General features: G+C 51.5%; 18 protein-coding genes. 1 reads left to right on the top strand and 17 read right to left on the bottom strand.

Annotation, left to right across the window (positions count from 1 at the left end; genetic code table 11):
* Positions 1 to 55: 55 nt before the first annotated feature.
* The 16 genes from metK to JTE88_RS04230 all read right to left on the bottom strand — a co-directional run bounded on the left by metK (position 56) and on the right by JTE88_RS04230 (position 15,857).
* Positions 56 to 1,255, bottom strand: a complete 1,200-nt coding sequence (gene metK / locus JTE88_RS04305) for a methionine adenosyltransferase (protein ID WP_204425628.1) — start codon at positions 1,253 to 1,255, stop codon at positions 56 to 58.
* A gap of 50 nt (positions 1,256 to 1,305) precedes the next feature.
* Positions 1,306 to 2,586: a bifunctional phosphopantothenoylcysteine decarboxylase/phosphopantothenate--cysteine ligase CoaBC gene (gene coaBC / locus JTE88_RS04300; RefSeq protein ID WP_204425626.1), complete on the bottom strand. Its 1,281-nt coding sequence runs from the start codon at positions 2,584 to 2,586 to the stop codon at positions 1,306 to 1,308.
* A 2-nt stretch (positions 2,587 to 2,588) separates the two neighbouring features.
* Positions 2,589 to 2,852: a DNA-directed RNA polymerase subunit omega gene (gene rpoZ, locus JTE88_RS04295; protein ID WP_204425624.1), complete on the bottom strand. Its 264-nt coding sequence runs from the start codon at positions 2,850 to 2,852 to the stop codon at positions 2,589 to 2,591.
* A 47-nt stretch (positions 2,853 to 2,899) separates the two neighbouring features.
* Complete coding sequence (gene gmk / locus JTE88_RS04290) at positions 2,900 to 3,466, bottom strand: guanylate kinase (protein ID WP_204425622.1); 567 nt, start codon at positions 3,464 to 3,466, stop codon at positions 2,900 to 2,902.
* Positions 3,467 to 3,633: 167 nt separating this feature from the next.
* Positions 3,634 to 4,110 carry a transcription antitermination factor NusB gene (nusB, locus tag JTE88_RS04285; protein ID WP_204425620.1) on the bottom strand — a complete coding sequence of 159 codons (477 nt, stop codon included), beginning with the start codon at positions 4,108 to 4,110 and terminating at the stop codon, positions 3,634 to 3,636.
* Positions 4,110 to 4,667: an elongation factor P gene (gene efp / locus JTE88_RS04280; protein WP_204425619.1), complete on the bottom strand. Its 558-nt coding sequence runs from the start codon at positions 4,665 to 4,667 to the stop codon at positions 4,110 to 4,112. Before efp ends, nusB begins: the two co-directional genes overlap by 1 nt.
* Before the next feature lie 56 nt (positions 4,668 to 4,723).
* Positions 4,724 to 5,284 (bottom strand): nucleoside/nucleotide kinase family protein, encoded by a 561-nt coding sequence (locus JTE88_RS04275; protein ID WP_204425617.1) that lies wholly within the window; start codon positions 5,282 to 5,284, stop codon positions 4,724 to 4,726.
* Complete coding sequence (aroB, locus tag JTE88_RS04270; RefSeq protein WP_204425615.1) at positions 5,281 to 6,831, bottom strand: 3-dehydroquinate synthase; 1,551 nt, start codon at positions 6,829 to 6,831, stop codon at positions 5,281 to 5,283. Before aroB ends, JTE88_RS04275 begins: the two co-directional genes overlap by 4 nt.
* Complete coding sequence (gene aroC / locus JTE88_RS04265; RefSeq protein ID WP_204425613.1) at positions 6,828 to 8,051, bottom strand: chorismate synthase; 1,224 nt, start codon at positions 8,049 to 8,051, stop codon at positions 6,828 to 6,830. Before aroC ends, aroB begins: the two co-directional genes overlap by 4 nt.
* Complete coding sequence (locus JTE88_RS04260; protein ID WP_204425611.1) at positions 8,048 to 8,605, bottom strand: prepilin peptidase; 558 nt, start codon at positions 8,603 to 8,605, stop codon at positions 8,048 to 8,050. The genes aroC and JTE88_RS04260 overlap by 4 nt, the downstream gene beginning before the upstream one ends.
* 25 nt (positions 8,606 to 8,630) lie before the next feature.
* Complete coding sequence (locus JTE88_RS04255) at positions 8,631 to 9,350, bottom strand: hypothetical protein (RefSeq protein WP_204425609.1); 720 nt, start codon at positions 9,348 to 9,350, stop codon at positions 8,631 to 8,633.
* Between the two features lie 3 nt (positions 9,351 to 9,353).
* A complete protein-coding gene (gene mltG / locus JTE88_RS04250; protein WP_204425607.1) occupies positions 9,354 to 10,484 on the bottom strand; it encodes an endolytic transglycosylase MltG in 1,131 nt (376 codons plus the stop codon).
* Complete coding sequence (ruvX, locus tag JTE88_RS04245; protein ID WP_204425605.1) at positions 10,485 to 10,946, bottom strand: Holliday junction resolvase RuvX; 462 nt, start codon at positions 10,944 to 10,946, stop codon at positions 10,485 to 10,487.
* Between the two features lie 21 nt (positions 10,947 to 10,967).
* The gene (gene alaS / locus JTE88_RS04240) at positions 10,968 to 13,637 is read right to left on the bottom strand and encodes an alanine--tRNA ligase (protein WP_204425604.1); all 2,670 of its coding nucleotides are present in this window, start codon (positions 13,635 to 13,637) and stop codon (positions 10,968 to 10,970) included.
* Between the two features lie 159 nt (positions 13,638 to 13,796).
* Positions 13,797 to 14,417 (bottom strand): 30S ribosomal protein S4, encoded by a 621-nt coding sequence (gene rpsD, locus JTE88_RS04235; protein ID WP_204425602.1) that lies wholly within the window; start codon positions 14,415 to 14,417, stop codon positions 13,797 to 13,799.
* Positions 14,418 to 14,528: 111 nt separating this feature from the next.
* Positions 14,529 to 15,857, bottom strand: a complete 1,329-nt coding sequence (locus tag JTE88_RS04230; protein ID WP_239519572.1) for a replication-associated recombination protein A — start codon at positions 15,855 to 15,857, stop codon at positions 14,529 to 14,531.
* 115 nt (positions 15,858 to 15,972) lie between these two features.
* On the opposite strand from JTE88_RS04230, the gene JTE88_RS04225 reads away from it, so the two are divergent.
* Positions 15,973 to 18,402 carry an MMPL family transporter gene (locus JTE88_RS04225; protein WP_204425596.1) on the top strand — a complete coding sequence of 810 codons (2,430 nt, stop codon included), beginning with the start codon at positions 15,973 to 15,975 and terminating at the stop codon, positions 18,400 to 18,402.
* Here the strand turns inward: JTE88_RS04225 and JTE88_RS04220 are convergent.
* Positions 18,393 to 19,151, bottom strand: coding sequence for a GNAT family N-acetyltransferase (locus JTE88_RS04220; RefSeq protein WP_204425595.1), 759 nt, complete (start codon positions 19,149 to 19,151; stop codon positions 18,393 to 18,395). The genes JTE88_RS04225 and JTE88_RS04220 overlap by 10 nt on opposite strands.
* Positions 19,152 to 19,180 lie beyond the last annotated feature (29 nt).

Below are 19,180 nucleotides of genomic sequence, written 5' to 3'. Positions count from 1 at the left end.
CTACTAGTTAATCACCTCGGTCCTCCACAAAAGTACGAACAGCAGAAAACTCGTCTCAGTCAAGACCAGCGGCATGACGCAACTGTGCCACTCGATTCGTCTGCTCCCACGTAAACTCGTCGCGCTCGCGCCCAAAGTGACCGTAGTTCGACGTCAATGCATAAATCGGTCGCAAGAGATCCAAATCGCGAATAATCGCGCCTGGACGTAGATCAAATACTGAATTGACGGCATCAACGATCTTATTCTGGGCAATCTTATTCGTGCCAAACGTTTCGACGCGTACCGACACTGGACGTGCCTTACCGATCGCGTAGGCAACCTGAACTTCACACCGATCAGCCAACTGTGCCGCAACGACATTTTTTGCTACCCAACGCGCCGCATACGTGGCTGAACGATCCACCTTCGATGGATCCTTGCCAGAGAACGCGCCGCCACCATGGCGAGCCATACCACCATAAGTATCGACAATAATCTTGCGGCCCGTCACGCCTGCGTCGCCCATCGGTCCGCCAATTTCAAACCGACCAGACGGATTAACTAAGAACGTCACATCAGAATAGTCAACGTCGCCAGCGTACTGCTCGAGAACCGGGCGAATAACCTCAGCAACAATCTGTGCCTGCAACGACTCCAGCGTCACCTCAGGATCGTGTTGCGTGGAAACGACGACGGTGTCGATACTCACTGGCGTGACTCCATCGTAGTTAACTGTCACCTGGGTTTTGCCGTCTGGACGCAACCCAGACATGACGCCTTGCTGGCGTACATATGTCAAACGCTCAGCGAGCCGGTGTGCCAAGAAAATCGGTAGCGGCATCAACGTTTCAGTCTCATTGGAAGCATAACCGAACATTAAGCCCTGGTCGCCGGCACCTTGTTGATCGTCCTCATCGATCTTCTCTCCGCTACGAACTTCCAGCGAAACGTCGACTGAACCAGCAATATCTGATGACTGTTGACCGATCGAAACCGAAACCCCACACGAATTTCCGTCGAATCCGATCTGCGACGACGTGTAGCCAATTTCGGTCACAACCTTGCGCACAATATCGAGAATCTCAACATAGCCGTGCGTTGTGACTTCGCCAGCGACGTGGACTTGGCCGGTTGTCGCTAAAACTTCCACTGCAACGCGCGAGGAAGGATCCTGCTCGAGCATCGCGTCCAGAATCGAATCGGCGATCTTGTCGCACACCTTGTCTGGGTGGCCTTCTGTCACGGACTCGGAGGTGAAGGGCTGTAACGTCATGGATATTCCTTTTCCTAGATTTTGCTGCATTGCATGTGGTACATGACGGCTTATGCGTTCGTACACCACTGGTCAATCACGGAAACAATGCCGGTAGCCACCTGGCTTTTTGTCCCTGAATACTCTTTAATAATTTCGCCAGCGCCGGTGACAACGGAGACCGTAGTATCGACGTCGCCAAAGCCTGCACTGTTGCCAACCTGATTAACTACCAGCAGGTCGGCTCCTTTACGCTGAGCTTTTTGCTGCCCGTATTCCAAATATGTATGTGTTTCATCGCCGGTTTCTGCCGCAAATCCCACAACACACTGCGCGTTCTTCCGGCGGTTCGTTGCTAAATCGTGCAAGATATCGGGATTTTCTTCAAACGTAAGATCTAAGCCGCGGCCCCGTTTGATCTTCGTTGCCGAGCTCGCCACCCGAAAATCGCTAATCGCAGCCGCCATAATGACGACGTCGGCGCTCGCCGCTAACCGATCCATCTGTTCATATACATCACTAGCGCTGACCACATTGACGAATTCAATACCTGACAGGCAAGTATCGCGTACCTGCTCGGAAATATTGGCGCCAACAAGTTTGACGCGGTGGCCGGCACGCAGCGCAGCGTTCGCAAGTTCCACGCCCATAATCCCGGTGGAATGGTTAGCAATATAGCGAACTGGATCGATAGCCTCGTGGGTGCCACCTGCCGAAATAACCCAGGTTTTCCCTGTGGGTTCGCCAACGTATTGGCTGCGGTAGCCCTGAGTTTCCAAGATCTCGATTGCACGATCGGCAATCACTTCTGGCTCGCTCATGCGCCCCGCTCCGCTATCGGCACCGGTCAATTGGCCAACTTCTGGGCCGATGAGTTCCCATCCATGTTTTGTTAAAAGTTCAATATTGGCAACAGTAGCTGGATGTTCCCACATTTGGGTGTGCATTGCTGGGGCAATCAGGCGCGGACAGGTAGCCACCAAAGCCGAATTAGTTAAGAGATTATCGGCCAGGCCGTGCGCAAATTTCGCAATTGTATTAGCCGTTGCCGGCGCCACCACGAATAGATCAGCGCTCGCACCGGTATTGACATGGACGACGTCGGCAGCATCTTCCCACACCTCAACTCGTACCTGGTTACCAGAGATAGCTTCCCACGTCGTCTTCCCCACCATCTGCAGGGCAGAACGGGTAGGAACGACGGTGACATCAGCGCCCCACTGACGCAAGCGGCGCACTGCAGTCACTGCCTTGTAGGCCGCGATCCCACCAGTGACACCGAATAAAACACGAGGCTTGGCATGAGACAAGCCTCCCGGTTGGGAGGCTCGTCCAGTCGCGTTCAATGCCATAATTACTCGCGAGTAAACTTCAGCTTGTCTTCTGCGACTTCTTCCAAAGCGACAGAAAGCGGCTTATCTTCTGGAGCTGATGGTACGAGTGGACCAATGCTTGTAATATTGCCGTCACCTGAGTTGAGCTCTTGGCGGTAGGAATTAATCTGACGTGCACGAGCTGCACCAAAAACAGCCAACGTGTACTTCGAATCGACTTTTTCGAGCAAATCATCGATTGCTGGGGAAGTGATACCCTCAGGGTTGGCAGTGGTTCCAGACATGTGTACCTCTTCTATAAAGATATTCCTGTTTACTATACAGGAGCTTATTATACCGCGGACGAGCCCAGAATTTTTAGTAGAGATTCGGTGGCATTAGCCACTGTATCGTTGACGACGATGACATCGAATTCATCTTGGGCAGCTAACTCAACGCACGCTGTTTGCAAGCGACGTTCTTGTTCTTCTTCGCCTTCGGTTCCGCGCCCGCGCAGCCGATGTTCCAATTCGTCCCACGACGGTGGTGCAATAAAGATCTGCTGGGCTTCGGGCATTGCCTTACGTACTTGACGTGCCCCGTCAAGATCGACTTCTAAAATGACGTTGAATCCGCCAGCCATCGCTTCTTCAACTGGCTTGCGCGGAGTACCATAGCGGTGAATCTTGTGCACCACTGCCCACTCGAGCATGCCATCATTGGCCACCAGATCGTCAAATTCTTCCGGAGAAACAAAGTAATAGTGAACGCCATCAACCTCGCCCGGACGTGGTGGGCGTGTGGTAGCAGAAACCGAATACCACAGATGAGAATCGCGTTGTAATACTTCACTGAGCACAGTGCCCTTGCCGACTGCGGTCGGGCCACAGACGACGAATGCTTTACCTTGAGTTGTCATAGGTATTATCGTGCCAGAAGTTCAAACCTAACCAGAATACGGAGAACTTATATGTGATGGGAGACCCAGATTGATTAGCATCGCCAACGAACGCAGTCGGCTCCGAACAGCATCACAAACGAAGAACGGGTAGGAATCTCTTCCTACCCGTTCTTCCTCATACTCAGCTATTCAGCGCTACGTCCAGCAGTTTCAGTTGCTCGGATCTCAGCGATTCGGTTCAACACACCCATGGTGAAACCAACCGCTTTATCTGTTGAGAAATCCCGCACAAGGCTGGTGATTTCCTTGATAACAATTGCGATAGGAACATCCATGAACATCAACTCGGTGGCACCGATACGTAGCAAGCTACGATCAACAACACTCATACGTGCCAACGCCCACTGTGGCGAGGCAGCTTCGATCATCGAATCAACATCATCAGCCCATTCACAATAGGTACAAACGATCTGCTGCCCGTACTCTTTAATCGGCTGTTGTGCTGGAGATAGTTCCGAACGTATCTCCAGCAGTTCCGCTAACCCAATTTCCTCATGGCGCAGATCTGCTTCATAAAGAACGTCAAGAGCACGCTGACGTTGCAGTGAGCGACCCTTGCGTCCCTTTCGCTGCCGTTGTTGTGGAGTCTCTTCAGTACTCATCACGCGCGATTGATGTATTCGCCGGTGCGGGTATCAACCTTGATCTTCGTGCCCTGCTCTAGGAAGAGTGGGACCTGAAGCTCGTAGCCAGTCTCCACGGTTGCTGGCTTGGTACCAGAGTTGGAACGATCGCCCTGGAGTCCTGGCTCGGTGTAGGTCACTTCGAGAACTACCGATGCTGGTAGTTCGATGAAGAGGACTGCACCTTCGTGCATAGCAACGATAGCGTTAGAGTTCTCGAGCATGTAATTCTTGGCATCGCCAACAATCTCCGCACCTACTTGGAGCTGTTCGTAGTTATCGAGATCCATGAAGATAAAGTCGGTACCGTCATTGTAGAGGTACTGCATATCGCGACGATCGACGGTTGCTGTCTCAACCTTTACACCAGCATTGAAGGTTTTATCAACATTCTTGCCAGAGAGTACGTTCTTGAGCTTGGTACGGACGAAAGCTGGGCCCTTGCCTGGCTTGACGTGCTGGAATTCGACAACCTGCCATAGCTGGTTGTCAATCTTGAGCACCATTCCGTTCTTAAGGTCGTTTGTAGTTGCCACGTTAATCCAATCTGTAGCGTCAATGATTCCTTTTGGATTTTAACTGTTTTTTGCTTCTAACTTCGTGAAGCTGGGGGATTTATGAGCATAATTACGCCATCGGCCACATCGCAGGCCATATTTTCCCTCGATTCGTGGGTTGTATCGACCCTGTGATCGGCATGTTGATAGTAGAGCGGAAGGCGTTTTTCTAGTTGTGCTTTAAGTTCTTTACGCGGTAAGACAATATTGGTGACTCGCGGGCCGTAGAGCCCAAGTCGCGTCATGAGTGCGCTCACGCCCGCTTCGACTACGACAACAGTAAGATCGGCGTCGTTCTTCAACGTCACAAACTGCGCCACCACGTCGGGAATATCGACATAGTCTGCTGGTAGGGCGAGGATGAACAACGTTTGTGGTTCACGGCGAATGTCGTCGAACAAGTCGCGAACAATTGCGGCCGTGAGTTCAATTCGTTGCGCTGGTGCAACAGTGGTGAATAAATCAGCAACTGGCACCCCCAATGAGCAAGCCACAGCGTGGTCGACGTCTGCCGTTGTATAACCGCGCCGAGCATATTCAGCCAGGAGAGTTGACTTCCCGCTGCCATCTGGGCCAATGAGGATCAGAGCACTCATGGACGTATCACGCTCCACGCAAAATCAAGCATCTCGGTTGATGGGTCTGAAATAAATTTCATCGAATATTCTTCATCGACGACGACGAACCGGAGTTTCCCATCGCGCACTTTCTTATCAGTCAACATCGCTTCTTCAACTAGCTCACGTTTTTGCCCCGAGTACGTTGTGGGTAGCCCTAATCGCGTGAGCACCGCTCGATGCTGATCGATAGTATCTGCGGGGAGGTAGCCGGCTGCAACTGCTAACCCGGTGGCAAACAGACAGCCCACAGCCACAGCTTGGCCGTGACGCCACGAATAGTTTTCTACCAGCTCAATCGCATGCGCTAACGTATGACCATAGTTCAGCACTGCGCGCCGCGACGTTTCATGGAAATCACTGCCAACAACGTCGGCCTTGACACGTACTGCGCGGGTAATCAGTTCTGCAAAATCAAGCTTATCTTGCAAACTAATAGTGACAATCTGAGGATCTGAAATAAACCCGCACTTGATGATCTCCCCTAAGCCGCTACGAATCTCTTGTGAGGGCAACGTGGTTAACACATCTGTATCGCAAAAAACATGCGAGGGCGCCCAAAAACTCCCAACAAGATTCTTGCCATGACGAGTGTCGATACCGGTTTTCCCGCCAAGACCGGCATCAACCATGCCGAGCAACGTTGTTGGTACACACACGAAACGTACTCCGCGCATCCACGTCGACGCCATAAAACCGGCCACATCCGTCGTTGCACCACCGCCAATTGCAAGCACTACCCCGTCACGTCCGAAATGCTCTTCACCTGCTTTATCCCATAGTTGTTGAAGTACGTCGAACGTTTTCGCTGCCTCGCCATCGGGTAGTTCAACCGCAAACGATTCCAGCCCAGATTCTGCCAGCTTGGCTTGGATACGAGAGGCAAACTTGGTTACGTGCGGGCTATGAATTGTGAAGACTTTGCTCGCCGGATGAAGCGAACGAACAATATTTTGTACCAGATCACTACCGACGACGACGTCGTACGGCTTGGCACCGGCAACACTGGACACCGAACGAGACTTATGTAACGTGTGCATCACCTGATCTACGACGCTATGAATACCTCGCTCGTTTGAATAGACGATATCGGAGGCAACTTGATGGTAAAAGGCATCGCGCTCTGCGCGCAATTGACGCACGGTGTGGCGAATATCCAAGCCCAGGATCGGTCGCACCGTCCGGGAACGGGTGAGCCTGGAAACTAGAAGATCATCAGAGGCGTCAATAAAAACAACTCGTTGATCTGCCAAGAGATCACGAGTCCGGGAGTCGAGTAAGGCTCCCCCGCCGAGGGAAAGAATGCCGTCGGAATGTTCGATAGCCTGGCGGATCACTTGATGTTCTAGCTCGCGGAAATGCGCGACACCGTGGGTGGTAAAAATGTCAGCGATCGACATTCCTGCGTGCTGCACAATTAGACGATCCGAATCCAACGCCGGCACTGATAGTTTGCGCGCGACGAGCTTACCTACCGTGGTTTTTCCAACCCCCGGCATACCTACCAAAACAGCGCGGACACTCATCGTTCCAACCCTTTTGCTAACTGGGTAGCAATACGCTGTTGATAGGCTGAAAAATTCTGCACGAGATCACTCACGTTACTTGCCCATATCTGCGACGACACAGCACTCATCAAGGTCAAAGCCATCATCGATTCAGCGATAACCGCCGCTGGGACCACTGCAGTTGTGTCTGAGCGTTGATGTATGGCGGTTGCAGGATCTCCGGTTTCCAGATCGACAGTCTGTAGCGCATGCGGAACAGTGGAAATTGGTTTTAAACCGATGCGTGCAACGATCGGTTCACCATTGCTCATCCCGCCTTCAATGCCGCCCGCATGATTGGTAGAACGGATGTAGCCCGAATCGTCGTGATATATTTCGTCGTGGGCACGCGACCCGGGCCGTCGTGCACTGGCAAAACCGTCTCCGATCTCCACACCTTTGACCGACGGAATAGACATCAGCGCAGCCGATAGCTGAGTATCGAGACGTTCACTCCACACTGCGTAGTTTCCGACACCAATCGGTACATTCCATGCCAGAACTTCGACCACGCCGCCTAGCGTATCGCCGTCACGTTTCGCCGCATCGATCTCGGCAATAAATAGTGCTTGATCTTCAGGATCAAGACAACGAACGGGAGACGCCTCTACCACTGGTAGTTCCTCTGGAGTAAGTGTGTGCGGCTGCGCTGCCACTGAGCCAATCTCGATAACCCGACTGCCGATAACGACGCCGAAGACTTGGCGGAGCAGTTCTTTGGCCACATACCCCAGCGCCACTCTGGCCGCAGTCTCTCGAGCCGAAGCACGTTCGAGGACGTTGCGGGCATCGGAAAAATCGAATTTCAGCATGCCTGGAAAATCGGCGTGGCCAGGGCGTGGCCGAGTTAGCGGACGATTACGTGCTAATTCACGTGGGTCGCCTTGCCCGGAAACATATTGGAGTTCTTCGGGATCAACCTCATCTGGATTCATCACCAGCTCCCAATGCGCCCATTCGCTATTGTGTATTTCGATCGTGATCGGACTACCAAGCGTTTTTCCGTGGCGAAGGCCGGATAGAAACACACAACGATCTTGCTCGAAACGTTGCCGGGCCCCGCGGCCGTACCCCTCGCGCCGTCGACGTAATTCATGTTCCAAACTAGCCGTTGATAATTCAACACCAGCTGGGATGCCCTCAATCAACGCAATTAATGAACGGCCATGCGACTCACCCGCAGTACTCCATCGAATCATATAACTGATTGTGCCAAAGAAACGAAGTCTTTGCTCACCGACGTAATCCACGAACCACCCACTAAGTAGGGTCCGAAAGGTATAGTTGCGTGGCGATCCAGCCGTCGAATAACAAGCCCAACTAACGAAACAACGCCAGCAGCAACGATGGCAATAACCAATGCATCCAGTATGTGGGTGCCATGCCAGCACACCAAAGCGATGAGAAGCCGCACATCACCGACACCAAGCATCCGACCGCCAGTAAGCAATGAGGAAAGAATAAGCGGGACACAGATAAGCAATCCCCATAGCAGACTGCTGCCCCACGTTGTGAAATCGGAATGATATAGCCATACGCTATGCAGCAAAGCAATCACTATCGCCGTATTTGTCACCCATACAAGTAAAGTTTTCGTATAAGCGTCGATAATCGCATTCCAGATCAGTAACACATAAAATGCCACCGTTGTGAGGGCACTCAGTACGCTCATCGAATGAAGACTCACCACACCGGCAACCAGAGCACAGAATAATGTAACAAGCCGAATCCGCTGGCTATTGAGAACTTCCATACCAACAGATTGTAGCGAAACGCGGTTAAACGCCGAAGAAATTATCCACAGCTAACTGCAAATCCACAATGGGCACGTCACGTCCAGTAGCGACCACAATCAGTTCGCGTAGATACCGGGCAAGAAACATTCGATATGTGAGGTGTGGCTGGGCGCTTAAATAGGTACGCACAACGTAATCCGGCTGTGAAGCGCCACCATAAACCTGTGCGAAAATTTCCAGATCAGTATCGATCACTAAATCGCCAGGGTCTGGGTGGAATTTCCTTGGTACAACCGAGGTGACATCAGCACTCATACTGTGCGCGGCGGCAACTGCTGTGCCGGGACCGCCCACCGGCGGACTAACGACGACGATATTGCCCATGCCTAGTTCAACAGCGCTCGCGATAGCATGCGAAGCAAGAAAAGAACCACCAATGATGACCAACCTGCGAGGCTCCGCATTGATCGCACGGATCACTGGCGACAGCGCGCGCGAAGCAACCGAAAACCCAATCAACATTGAGGTAGCGCCTGTGACCTGGCGTACCACCAGGTCACAGGCTCCGATCAGCTTTGCCATACCGTCTACCAAAGTAACAGCGGATTGCGGTATGGGCGAGCTGATCATCCAGAACGAGGCTACCTCCTCGTTCGCAGAAATTGAGTCGAAGCTTTGGGAGTGGGCTTCGCCCAAGTCGTCAACGAACTTTTCGATAAGTGGAAAGTATTTATTTGCATCCAGAAGTAGGTGGCGAGCCACGTTCTAGTTTCCGTTCGTCTTTTCATTCTCGGCGTACCACTGACGCAAAATCTCAACATTCTTTGAATGCTCCTCGAGATTGTTAGAGAACAAAGTCTCTCCCGAATCAAGATTCACCGTCACAAAGAAAAGCCAATCTCCCGCTGGTGGATTTGCTGACGCTTCAATCACATCGAGGCTGGGGTTTGAAATTGGGAATGGCGGAAGGCCAGGGTACAAATAGGTGTTATACGGATTATCGTTCTGTAGTTCTTCTTCGCTCGGGATGCCACCGAATTTTCCAACGCCATACATCGTCGTCGAGTCCATCTGAAGTTTGCCGCCGACCTGATCAGTATTATTGAGGCGGTTTTCGATGACCCGTGCAACTTGGCCATAGTGTTCTGGCCAGTTAACTTCACGCTCGACAATCGAAGCAACCGTAAGAGTTCGTTGCCAATTTTCGCGTGGAAGCTTAATTTTCTCTAGCCCAGTGATGCGCTTTGAGACCATATCGGACAACACTTCGGTAACATCCGCATTCGGAGCTACGGTATACGTTGCTGGCGCTAACCAACCTTCAGCATTACCGTTAGCTTCAGCTGGCAACCCAAGCGCTTGGGCATCGTTGATGACAGCGGTAACTTCATCTAGTGGTACTTCCATGACGTTAGCGACTCGCTCAGCAATCTGTGCCTTGGCAAAACCTTCAGGAATCGTGATCTTTAGTTCTGCTTTTGTTGCAGGATCTAACAGAGCAGAAACCGCGCCTTGCCCAGACATCTTTAATTTAAGCCTATAGGCACCAGGCTGAATCGATGCTGAACGTGGATCAGATTTAAACGCATTGACAAATGCCGAAGACGACGCAACGACGTCAGCTTCTGCGAGGATATCTGCCATCGAAGTGCCAGTTGCGCCTTCGGGAATCTCCACGATAACTTCGCCACTACCTGGGCCTTCGTAGTCCGAGACCGCCTGTGAGCTGAAGACACTGTGTACATACGGTACAGCAACAACTGTTGCTGCAACTACGACAACACAAGTTATGAAAAGAACTAGTGCCGTTCGGATACGCTTCTTACGCCGGTAAGCGCGACGTGCTTTTGCTTTCCGGTATTGAGTGTTATTTAACTCAGTAAATACTTCTGACACCTAATTCTCCTGAATCGCAATGAGTTCTCCAGCAGGAGATCCCGTTGAGCGCTCGTGCGCGAGAGCACTTTCTAAAATGATACCTGCCGCAACCTGATCGATGACACTCCGATGTGTCTTCTCCTTGCGTCCTACATCGTGTAAAAGTTGATGAGCGCTGACAGTTGATAACCGTTCGTCAACCATTCTCACCGAAATTGGTGCAATTTTCTTAGCAATTCGGCGCGCCCACCGCCGAGCATTGGTTGCAGATTTGCCCTCTGAACCGTCCATGTTTCGAGGTAAACCAACGATAACCTCCAAAACATCGTAGGCACGGATGAGCTGAAGGACTGCCGAAAAGTCATCTATGCCTCGTCGGTAGGTTCCGACTGGCGTGGCGAGGATACCGTCGGAATCACTGCGCGCGATTCCGACGCGTACCTCACCTACATCTACTGCTATCCGAATACCTTGTCGCATAATCGAAAATTTCTGCCGGATTTAGCTCGCAGAGACTGCTGCAGTAATCGCGTCAAAAGCTGCCGGAATCTGGGAGACGTCGGTACCGCCACCTTGCGCAAGGTCCGGCTTTCCGCCGCCACCGCCGCCAAGAATCTTCGCGGCGACAGATACGAGTATTCCGGCCTTAATATTGCGCTCACGGGCGGATTCGTTGGTTGCGATGACAATTGTTGGACGACCTTTAGCGGTACCTGTCATAGCAACTACCGCCGGAGTCTGGCCAAGACGTTCACGAACATCCATCACTGCCAGACGAACGTCATCAGCTGAGGCAACGTCACCCAGATCGTGAGCGACAACCGAGATACCGTTAATATCAACGCGCTGTGAAACAACGTTACTCATCTGCGAAAGCATCTTTTCCTTTCGCAGTGACGCTATTTCTTTGTCAGCCTGCTTGAGACGCGAGAGCAAGGTATCAATATGTTCGGGGAGCTCTTCCATACGTACATGCGTCAAGGTCGAAAGCTGCGAAAGCAATGCGCGTTCACGAGCTCCAGCAGCATACGCACCAGCACCGACGAGTGCCTCGATACGTCGCACACCAGAACCGATGGAGGACTCCCCGAGAATACTAACTAATCCAAGAGCGCCCGACGTCCGCACATGAGTCCCCGCACAAAGTTCGCGTGACCAGTCTCCACCAATAGACACTACTCGAACATGGGAACCATACTTCTCACCGAACAGTGCCATCGCACCAGATGCTTTTGCTTCGTCGAGAGTCATAATTTGATCAGTGACATCGAGATTCTCTTGCAGACGATCGTTAACTCGGGACTCAATATCACGCATGACGGAGGTCGGAACCTGCTCTCCATGCCGGAAATCAAAACGCAACCGCGATGGCGAGTTCTCCGAACCGGCCTGCGTAGCTTGTTCGCCTAAGTACTCATGCAATGCCTTATGAACCATGTGAGTTGCCGTGTGTGCACGCGCAATTTGCTCGCGACGCTCTGCATTAATAGCTGAATACACACGATCATTCAGCGCGATAGAGCCTTCAGTAAGAGTGCCGCGGTGAACAAAAAGACCCTTAATCGGCATCTGAACATCAGTGATTTCAACGATTCCACCACCAGCAACAGTAATCGTGCCGTGGTCAGGTAGCTGACCACCTTGCTCGGCCCAGAACGGAGTCTGATCGAGTACGACATCAACGTGGGCAGGTGCCTGAACCGCTGGTACCGTAGCACCATCTTGCAGTAGGCCCACAACCTTGCCATCGGCAGAGTAGTCAGTGTAACCCAAGAAGTGAGTATCGCCACCTACGCTCTGAATTTCATGATAAACAGTTGCGTCAACATGGCCGGTCTTCTTTGCCTGTGCATCAGCTCGTGCACGATCCTTCTGTTCTTGCATCAATTGACGGAAACCAGACTCGTCAACCGCGATCCCCTTTTCGGCAGCCATTTCGAGCGTAAGATCAATCGGGAATCCATATGTATCGTGTAGGGTAAAAGCGGCGTCGCCAGGTAGTTGTGAACCTGCTGAAATTGCGTCAGCAGCAGCCTGCTCGAAAATCTGGGTTCCGGCGGTCAACGTACGACGGAATGCTTGTTCCTCAGCGTAGGCAATTTGGGAAATCTTGTCGAAGTCGGCTTCGAGAATCGGGTAGGATTCTTTCATTGCATCCTTGGTAACTGGAAGCAACTGTGGGTAGGCAAGATCAGAGTAACCAAGTAACCGAACTGAGCGCACTGCTCGGCGAATCAGGCGACGCAGAACGTAACCACGGCCATCGTTTCCAGGGCGAACGCCATCAGCAATAAGCATCATCGAAGAGCGAACGTGATCAGCAATCACACGCATCAAAACGTCGTCTTCTTCTTTTTCCCCGTAGGTCTTGCCAGTAATCTTCTCTACAGCCTGAATAACTGGGTAAACTTCATCGGTTTCATACATATTGTTCTTGCCCTGGAGCAAGTAGGCAATACGCTCAAGACCAGCGCCGGTATCGATCGCAGTTTGATCGAGTTCGCCGAGCAACGGGAAGTTCTTGCCTTCTCCCTCACCGCGGAGGTACTGATCAAAGACCAAGTTCCAAATTTCGAGGTAGCGATCGCCACCTGGATCTACATTGCCGCCAACTGCTTCTGGGCCGAACTCTGGGCCGCGATCGTAATGAATCTCTGCACATGGACCAGCTGGTCCAGGCTGGCCAGTAGACCAGAAAATCTGCTCCCGCGGAAGCTTGACAATATGATGCGGGTCGAGCCCGATGACCTTCGTCAGATGCTCGAACGTCACATCGTCCTGATCCCAAATAGTCACCCATAGACGATCTTTTTCAAGGCCATATCCGCCGTCGTCTATGCTCGAGGTAAGCAAACCGAAGGCCAAATCCATGGCGCCTTCTTTGAAGTAATCACCGAATGAGAAGTTTCCACACATTTGGAAAAACGTGCCGTGACGGGTGGTACGGCCAACGTTGTCAATATCGTTGGTACGGATACACTTTTGCACCGATGCGACGCGCGGGTACGGAGCTTTTTCGGTGCCGATGATATATGGCGTGAATGGCACCATTCCGGCAATCGTGAAAAGGATCGAGGGATCAGGAGAGATTAGCGGAACCGACTCAGCAATGTGGTGGTCATGCTTCGCGAAATAGTCCAGCCAACGTTTACGAATTTCGGCAGTGCGCATGGTGATTTTCCTTTAGACGACGATGCCGCTCGAACACGGCAGTACTAATAAGTAGTCTAGCTGGATGAGCCGGATTCTGGCAGACCTAGCTATGTGGTGGTGTACACGATATAAAAGCGCGCCATGGAAAGACCACGGCGCGCTTTTACAAGTTGCTTATCAGCGTGAGTAGAATTCGACGACCATCTGGACATCACAGGTGATCGGAACTTCAGCACGCTTCGGGCGGCGAATCAGTTCAAAGCGAAGCTTCTCAAGTTCTACCTTCAAGTACTCTGGCACTGCAGGAAGAACCGATGCATGCTGGCCTTGGGCCGCTGCCAAGAATTGCGCGGAGGCCTGGGAGCGTGGCTTAACCTGAACAACCTGACCTGGCTTTACGCGGAACGATGGGCGGTCAACAAGTTTGCCATCAACGAGAATGTGACGGTGCACAACAACCTGACGAGCCTGAGAAATGGTGCGAGCAAAACCAGCACGAAGAACGAGTGCATCAAGGCGCATTTCCAAGAGCTCAACAAGGTTCTCACCGGACATACCGTCAATACGACGAGCTTCGTCCCAGACCTTGCGAAGCTGAGCTTCACGAATGCCATACTGCGCACGTAGACGCTGCTTTTCCTTGAGACGAACCGAGTAATCGGATTCCTTGACGCGGCCACGACCGTGCTCACCTGGACGGTAAGGACGACGCTGCATGTAACGCTCAGCCTTAGGGGTAAGAGCGAGACCGAGTGCGCGCGACTGGCGCACAAGCTTACGGGAGCGATTTGCTGCCATAGTTATTTTCTCCTGTCGATAATTAGCGCTTAGCTTCCGCTAAGCGGGGCCACCATGATCGGCTAAGACCCCAGGGTGTTGCATAAATACAACCTGACTAGGATAGCATGCTCATTTGCCTAAAATCTTATTTATCCGTTGTAATCGGGACGTGATTTGCGACTCGTACCCTCGTGTTGTCGGTTCATAGTAGCGTTTGTCGCGCAATTCATCCGGTGCATACTGCTGTTGTGCAACACCAGAAACTTCGTCATGCGGATATATGTAGTCGGTGTCTTTACCGGTGCTGACTGCCGCAACACGTGAAGCGGTTACACTTTGGTCTCGCAAGTGCACCGGCACTGGGCCTATATTACCGGCACGAATATCCGCAATAGCAGCGTTAATAGCGAGATAGGCACGGTTAGACTTAGGTGCTGTTGCCAAATGGACAACAGCCTCTGCCAAAATAATACGAGCTTCTGGCATGCCCACTAACGCAACAGATTGAGCGGCCGCAGTGGCCGTCTGCAGGGCAGCTGGATCAGCCATTCCAATATCTTCAGCTGCACTAATCATTAATCGACGTGCAATAAATCGAGGATCTTCACCAGCTTCAAGCATGCGCGCTAGATAATGGATCGCAGCATCCACATCCGAACCTCGAATCGACTTAATGAAGGCCGAAACGACGTCATAATGTTGATCCCCATCACGGTCGTATCGAACCGAATAAACGTCTACCGCACGTTCAACGTCATCGATCGTTAGTTGTCTATTCCCGTTTGACGCCGTAGCTTCTAATATTGTCAGAGCTCGACGCGCATCGGCTCCAGCAAAACGAATGATCTGGTCCAACGCCTCATCTGTAATCGTGACATGCCCACCGAAACCACGCTCGTCGGAGAGAGCTCGTTCCAAAAGCAAACGAATATCGGTAGCACTCAGCGGATGCAGGGTTAATAACAAGGAACGCGATAACAACGGTGCGATAACCGAGAAGCTGGGATTCTCCGTCGTCGCCGCGACCAGAATAACCCAGCCGTTTTCCACGGCCGGTAGCAAAGCATCTTGCTGAGACTTTGAAAATCGGTGAACCTCGTCGATAAAAAGGACTGTTTGCTCGCCGTGCACAACGAGCGCATCACGAGCTTGCTCTATATGCGCACGGACTTGCTGAACGCCAGCTGATACCGCCGAAATCTCAACAAATCTCCGGCTTTCTTTGTGCGCAATAAGGTACGCCAGCGTGGTTTTTCCGATGCCTGGCGGACCCCAGAGAATCACTGAACTCGGCGCACCTCCTGCCTCCGGTTCTATCAGCCGGCGCAGGGGCTGACCATCGCCCAGGAGGTGCTGTTGCCCGATGACCTCACTTAAATCGCGCGGCCGCATACGTACTGCTAGCGGCGAAGCGGGCTGCGATTCAGTATAGTTTGACGACGTCTGAAAAAGATCCACGCGATTTAGTCTACTAGAGTATTCCGTCAGAACGGACTGGAACATTCCTCGCACAGCCTAAAACAGCGAGATACCAAACCTAGGCAGGGATACTATTCTGTGACAGAATAGTAGTATGTTTACTTGGCTAAGCCACAAAATACCTGCTCGCCCAAAAACTTTTATTCTGTTTTGGGCAGTACTTGCATTTCTCGGGATAAGCGGTGCTCTCGTTGGATTTGGACAGGGTAATCTTTTTGAACGCATGTCCTCCTCGGAATCTATGATTCCCGATTCTGAATCCGATATAGTTCTGCGCGCGACTGGAGCTGACGAGCGTGGCGAAAGTATTATCGTGCTCGTTGAAAACACTACTCCTGAAGAGATCTCCGTCGAATTGTCTGCTTTCCGAGAAAAGGTTCAAGCACTGCCCCATGTAGCATCCGTGAACGATCCGCAAAACGTAGATGAACGGTTCAAGCAAGAACTAGCGGCACAAATCGATATAGCAGTCGAACAAGCAATCAGTGACAACCAAGAATTCATCGATCAAGCTGCACAAGGTGCACTCCAATCAGCGGCACCTCTTCTCGAGCAGGCCCGCAGCACAGGTGGTCCCGAAGCTGAGTATGCTGCACGCGAGCAAATCATCGAACAAGCAACTACAGAAGCCCAAATGGCCATCGCGGAACAAGCACGCACACAGGCCCGACAAGCCACAATAGATGTGCCCAACCCGGCGAAAGCTTTTACCAACGGTAACTCATTTGTCCTTGTCACCCAACTTGATCCAGGACAGTTCCCACAGACAGTTGCCGACGTCAAGGATCACGTCACTAGCCTCTCTGATACGTTGAACGACGCAGATAACAATATTACGGTCTCTGCTGTATCGGCCACGCTTGCAACAAATGTTATTCTCGATCAGACCGCTGAAGACTTAGTCACTGGCGAGACTGTTGGATTGCCAATCGCATTGGTACTTCTGGTGGTTGTTTTCGGTGGTGCAATTGCTGCTGGCCTCCCCCTTGGGTCTGCCCTTATTTCTATTGCTATCGGACTTGGCGCAGTTTGGACGATCACTTTCATTACGAACGTCGATAATTTCATTCTTAATATCGTCACATTGATAGGCCTAGCTCTTTCGATCGATTACGGTTTACTTGTCGTTTCGCGGTATCGAGAAGAGATCGCAGAGTACACAAATGATCCAGATAGTCCAGAACTTAAGGAGCATATTGCTTACGCTATTCAAAAAACTATTACAACTGCTGGTCGTACAGTCGCGTTCTCAGCTTTGACGATTGCTCTGGCTATCTCTGGTCTGTTGTTCATGAACGCCCCGATGTTACGCATGATCGCAATCGGTGGCGTCATCGTCACGCTTCTGGCAGTAGCCACAGCGATTACGCTAGTGCCCGCTCTCATCGTTGTCAGCGGAAGAAAACTCGTTGCTCCTTCGGCGCTCTCACGCTTTACCCTTATGCGATTCCTTTTCGTCCGATTCGGTGATTCCGCATCAGATAAAGGAATATTCTCCCGCTTGGCCCGCTGGGTACAAAAGCGCCCCTGGCAAATTGTTGTGTCGACGTTGCTCCTACTGGGGATAATTGCAGCTCCGGTACTGGGCTTGACCTTGCGCTCAAACTTCACCGATTACTTGCCGCAAGATTCAGAAGAAAAGCACGTCATAGCCACTGTGGATAAGGACTTTCCAGCATTTTCGACACCTGAAATTTCGCTTCTTGCGCACGCAGATGTCTCCGATACCACTGCACTAGTTGAGCAGATTAAAGAGCTTCCCAGTATTACGGGTGCACGAGAACCGGTCGCCACTGACAATGGTGTAGTTATTGGATTTGACGTCGATACCGACGATGCAGTCAGCAAGGAGGTAACAGACCTTGTTTCCGAAATTCGCGGATTAGATGCCAGTTTCTCATTCGATGTTGGTGGCCCGGCAGCGCTTCAAATGGATTTCGCTTCCTCCATCGCGTCTGATACGCCAATCGCTTTGGGAATCGTCATTGCGTCTGTCGTTGTTTTGTTATTCTTTATGACGGGATCGATTATCGCACCACTAACGGCATTAGTTATTAATAGCTTATCTCTCCTAGCTGGACTAGGCGGTGCAGCCTTCCTCTTTAACCACGGTTTGTTCGGCTTGCCCCAAACAAGTGGCATTGAAACCTTCGTCGTGGCAACCGCGATTGCCTTCGGGTTTGGCCTTGCAATGGACTATGAAGTCTTCCTCCTCGCCCGCATTAAAGAGTATTGGGATCTTGGAGAATCAAACGATATGGCTGTCGAACACGGCTTACAACGCTCGGGCCGAATCATTACCTCCGCAGCAGCCATCATTATCGCAGTGTTCATCGGCTTCGTTTTCGGCGAACTCGTTGCGATCAAACAGATTGGAGTCGTCCTAGCAATCATTGTCGTCGTTGATGCGACTATCGTTCGTATGCTCTTAGTGCCAGCAATGATGACCATCCTTGGTAAGTGGAATTGGTGGGCACCACGTCCACTAAGAAAACTCTATAAGCGGTTTGCTATTCACCACTGAGCATTCAACTCAGTGAAAGGTTCACGCCTACCATGAGTTAACTCAGCACCGTGTTGCACGCCAATCTTGGAATATAGTTGGCGTGCAGCACTGTTCCATCCCCACATGCTGAAATAGACCATCGTGTTTGTGTGTAACAACTGATTTGTAGCTCCAACCATAATCGCTTGTGCATACCCTCTGCCCCGGTAGGCAGGGTTCGTTCCTAACCCGTGGAGATACGCCTTGTCACCATCTTTTTCGAAACCTAGGACACAGGCAATCCCTGAATCTTCTCGAATAATGAACCACGAAAGTTCTTCAAAATGTTCCAGTGCGTCACTAATGGGGTTCGCTTGTCGAAGGGCATCGTAGATCTCGTGGGAATAGCGTTGGAATAGTGACGATTTACAGTCTAGCAATTCCACGTTTTCGGTACCGTCAACATCACGCAAAGATGTTTCCGTATAATAAAAATCCCAGTCCCACCCGAAGGATGGACCGAAGTAATCACGGGTTTCTTCATCGAGTAGTGCTGGGATACTTTTCGGCATAGTGCTCAGATCGGGACGGTCAAACGACGCTTTAACATATGCAAGCTGATCAATCACAGCTGCGTCTTCACCGAAAATATCGAGACTTTTCTGTCCGTCGATATACCCGAGCATAACCTGAACTTCAGAACTGTCGAACTGATAAACCGGTTCGATGCCTGCCCAGCGGGGAGCAACTTCAACGTCCCAAAACACAGAATTGTTCTTTTTCGGCACTTCTATACCTTAACCAACGCAACAGTTCC

Origin of the sequence: Arcanobacterium phocisimile, assembly GCF_016904675.1 — a bacterium.
GTDB classification, from domain to species: domain Bacteria; phylum Actinomycetota; class Actinomycetes; order Actinomycetales; family Actinomycetaceae; genus Arcanobacterium; species Arcanobacterium phocisimile.
Note: the sequence above shows the minus strand (reverse complement) of the source record. Positions and strands in the feature narration are given on the sequence as shown.